The sequence below is a fragment of the Kutzneria sp. 744 genome (assembly GCF_000568255.1).
Classification (GTDB): Bacteria; Actinomycetota; Actinomycetes; order Mycobacteriales; family Pseudonocardiaceae; genus Kutzneria.
In genome coordinates, this window is the sequence record NZ_KK037166.1 from 10,147,065 (window position 1) to 10,150,911 (window position 3,847).

Here is a 3,847-nt window from a genome sequence, read left to right on the forward strand (position 1 = left end):
AAGTCGAGGTCCGTGCTGCCGGCCCCGATGGCGGCGCGCACGAAGCTGTTGGCGCCGTCGCAGCCGACGATCCACGCGGCCGACCGGTCTCCTCCTGGCCGCCGGCGGTGGGCCGGATGACGAGCTCGACGTGGTCGTCGTGCTCGATCAGGTCGACGGCCTCGTGCCCACGCCGCACGGTCAGCGTCGGCAGCTCGGCGCCGCGCCGGATCAGCGCCTCCTCCAGGCCGGGCTGGTACATCGACAGCGAGTCCGGCCAGCCGCACCGGCCGTTCTCGGAGGCCTCGATGGACAGCAGGGTCTGGCCCTCGACGCCGAGCCACCGGTACTCGCCGGACGGTTCGGCGAACTGCCGGATGTGGTCGGCCACGCCGGCGGCGGCGAGGATGCGGGCCGCCTCGCTGTCGAACGCCACCGCGCGTGGCATCGTGTACGGCTCGTGCCAGCGTTCCACGACGGTCACGCGGTGGCCCCGCTGGGCCAGCAGGATGGCCAGCGTCTGGCCGACGGGGCCGTAGCCGACGACGAGGACATCGGTGTTCATGCCAGTTCCATTCGCTGGGCCAGGTACTCGGCGACCATGGCGGGGGTGGGCTGGTCGAACAGCAGCATCGTCGGCAGGGCCATGCCGCTGGTCTCGCTCAGCCGGTTGCGCAGCTCCACCGCGGTCAACGAGGTGAAGCCGATGTCGAAGAAGCTGTCGTCGTCGGCGATCTCGTCGCTGTCGTCGTGCCCGAGCACGCCGGCGGTCGCGGTGCGCACGAAGGCCAGCAGCTCCTCCTCGCGTCGCTCCGCCGGCAGGCCCGCGAGCCGGGCGGCCAGGTCGTCCTCGGTGTCGGCCGGCAGGTCGACCGCGTCGGCCGAGCCGACCACGACGGTCGACTCCAGCCAGTAACGCCGCCGCTGGAACGCGTAGGCCGGCAGCTCGACCGTGTCACCGGCCGACGGGAACGCCACCGGCACACCACGCACGTGCACCTCGGCCAGCGACGTGAGGAACCGCCGCAGGCCGCCGTCGTTGCGGCGCAGCGAACCGGCCACCACCGTGGGGCCGGACGCCTGCTCCAGCGTCTGCTGGATCGCCGGCAGCAGCACGGTGTGCGGGCTCATCTCGATGAAGACGTCGTGGTCCTGCTCGCGCAGCGTCGCCGTGGCCTCGGCGAACCGCACGGTCCGGCGCAGGTTCTCGTACCAGTAATCGGCGTCGACCTGGCCGGGGGAGACCCACTCGCCGGTCACCGTGGACAGCATCGGGACCTCGGGACGGCCCGCCGTCACGGGGGCCAGCACCCGGTGCAGGTCGTCGGCGATCTCCTCGACGTGCCGGGAGTGCGACGCGTAGTCCACCGGCACCCGGCGGACCTGGGCGCCGTCGGCGGTCAGCTCGGCCACCACGTCGTCCATCGCGGGCGCCGGCCCACTGAGGATGGTCGCGCCGGGCCCGTTGACCGCGGCGATCTCGACGTCCGGGCTCCAGCGTTGCGCCCGGCGCCGCACCTCCTCCACGGGCAGCAGCACCGACGCCATCGCGCCCTTGCCGGCGATGGCGCCGATCGCCTGGCTGCGCCGGGCGACCACCAGCGCGGCGTCGTCGAGCGACAGTGCGCCGGACACCGCCGCCGCCGCGATCTCGCCCTGCGAGTGACCGACCACGGCATCCGGCTGGACGCCGTACGACCGCCACAGCGCGGCCAGCGACACCATGACCGCGAACGTCACCGGCTGCACGACGTCGACCCGGTCCAGCGACGGCGCGCCGTCCCGCTGCCGCAGCACGTCGATGACCGAGAAGTCGATGTGCGGGGCGAGCGCGGCCTCGCACTCGGCGATCCGGTCGGCGAAGACCGGTGCGGTGTCCAGCAGCTCCGCGCCCATACCGGCCCACTGCGCGCCCTGGCCCGGGAACACGAAGGCGACCTTGCCGTCGATGTCGGCCTTGCCGGTCACCACGTGCGCCGACGACGCGCCGCCGGCCAGTGCGGCCAGCCCGGCCAGCGCCTCGGCCCGGTCGCCGGCGATCACCACAGCCCGGCGGTCGAGACGGGCCCGGGTGGCCAGCAGGGAATGCGTGATGTCGGCGGAGTCGATCTCCGGCCGCGCCTGGGCAAAGTCCCGCAGCCGGGCCGCCTGATCCCGCAGCGCCGCGGTCGACCGCGCCGAGAGCACCCAGGGGAAGACCGCCGACGTGGACCGTTCGACGGGGCCAGCAGCCGTTTCCGGCGCCGCTTCGATGATGACGTGCGCGTTGGTGCCGCTCACGCCGAACGACGACACCGCGGCCCGACGCGGCCGGTCGACGCTCGGCCAGTCCCGTTGCTCCGTCAGCAGTTCGACGCCGCCGGTCCAGTCCACCTTGGTCGTCGGCTCGTCCACGTGCAGCGTCCTGGGCAGGATGCCGTGCCGGATGGCCTGCACCATCTTGATCACACCGGCCGCGCCGGCCGCCGACTGGGCGTGCCCGATGTTGGACTTCAGCGACCCCAGCCACAGCGGCCGGTCGGCCGGCCGGTTCGCGCCGTAGGTGGCGAGCAGCGCCTGCGCCTCGATCGGGTCGCCCAGCGGCGTGCCGGTGCCGTGCGCCTCGACCGCGTCCACGTCCTCCGTGGTGAGGCCGGCGTCGGCCAGCGCCGCCCGGATGACACGCTGCTGGGACGGCCCGTTGGGCGCGGTCAGGCCGTTGGACGCGCCGTCCTGGTTGACCGAGGTGCCGCGGACCACGGCCAGCACCCGGTGCCCGTGGCGCCGCGCGTCGGACAGACGCTCCAGCAGCACCAGGCCGAGCCCCTCCGACCAGCCGGTGCCGTCGGCCGCGGACGCGAACGCCTTGCACCGCCCGTCGGGCGCCAGCCCGCGCTGCCGCGAGAACTCCACGAACACGCCCGGCGTCGCCATCACGGCCACGCCGCCGGCCAGCGCCATCGAGCACTCGCCGGACCGCAGCGCCCGCACAGCGAGATGGATCGTGACCAGCGACGACGAGCATGCCGTGTCCACGGTCAGCGACGGGCCCTCGAAACCGAGCGTGTACGAGATGCGGCCGGACGCCACGCTGCCGGAGTTGCCGATCCCGAGCAGGCCCTCGACGTCCGTCGGGATCTCCCGCAGCCGCCCGGCGTAGTCGTGGTACATGTGTCCGATGTAGACACCGACGCGGCTGCCCCGCAGCCCGGTCGGGTCGATGCCGGCGTGCTCGAACGTCTCCCAGGCGGACTCCAGCAGCAGCCGCTGCTGCGGATCCATGGCCAGGGCCTCCCGAGGCGCGATGCCGAAGAAGCCTGCGTCGAACTCGGCGGCGTCGTGCAGGAAGCCGCCCTCGCGGACGTAGGAGGCGCCGGCGCGGGCCGGGTCGGGGTCGTAGAGCCGCTCGGTGTTCCAGCCCCGGTCGGCCGGGAACGGCGTCACGCCGTCGGCCCCGGCCTCGACCATGCGCCACAGCTCGTCCGGCGAGGTCACCCCGCCCGGCAGTCGGCAGCCCATGCCGACGATGGCGATCGGCTCGTGCGCGGCCGACTCCAGCCGGGCGTTCTCCCGCTTGAGCCGCTCGTTGTCGGTGAGGGCGGCCCGCAGCGCCGCCACGATCCGTTCGGTGTTCTCAGATGCGGACAACGTGATCTCCTCGGTCAGTTGACGGAGCCGTCCAGCGCCAGGCGTACCAGGTGCTCGACGCTCATGTCGGCGATCCCGTCCGCCGGCTCTTCCTCGGCCACGGGGCTGGATTCGGGGCTGGTGTCGGCGTCGGAAACGAGCCGCAGCAACGCTTCGAGCACGCCGATCTCACGCAGCCGCGCGAGCGGCACGGTGGCCATCGCCCGGCGCAGCGCGGCTTCCGGCACGTCCTGCGCCGCCG

2 protein-coding genes and 1 pseudogene are annotated in these 3,847 nt (G+C 73.7%); all 3 read right to left on the reverse strand.

Features of this window, described 5'->3' with window-relative positions; translation table 11 throughout:
* On the reverse strand, nt 1–544 hold a 544-nt coding region (locus KUTG_RS46230), incomplete at its 3' end, for an FAD-dependent monooxygenase (protein ID WP_043726259.1).
* Nucleotides 541–3,591: pseudogene (locus KUTG_RS46235) on the reverse strand (acyltransferase domain-containing protein); the annotation flags it as partial. The pseudogene KUTG_RS46235 and the gene KUTG_RS46230, both read right to left, overlap by 4 nt.
* A gap of 29 nt (nt 3,592–3,620) precedes the next feature.
* A partial coding sequence (locus tag KUTG_RS46240; protein WP_043726262.1) for a hypothetical protein occupies nt 3,621–3,847 on the reverse strand: 227 nt, incomplete at its 5' end.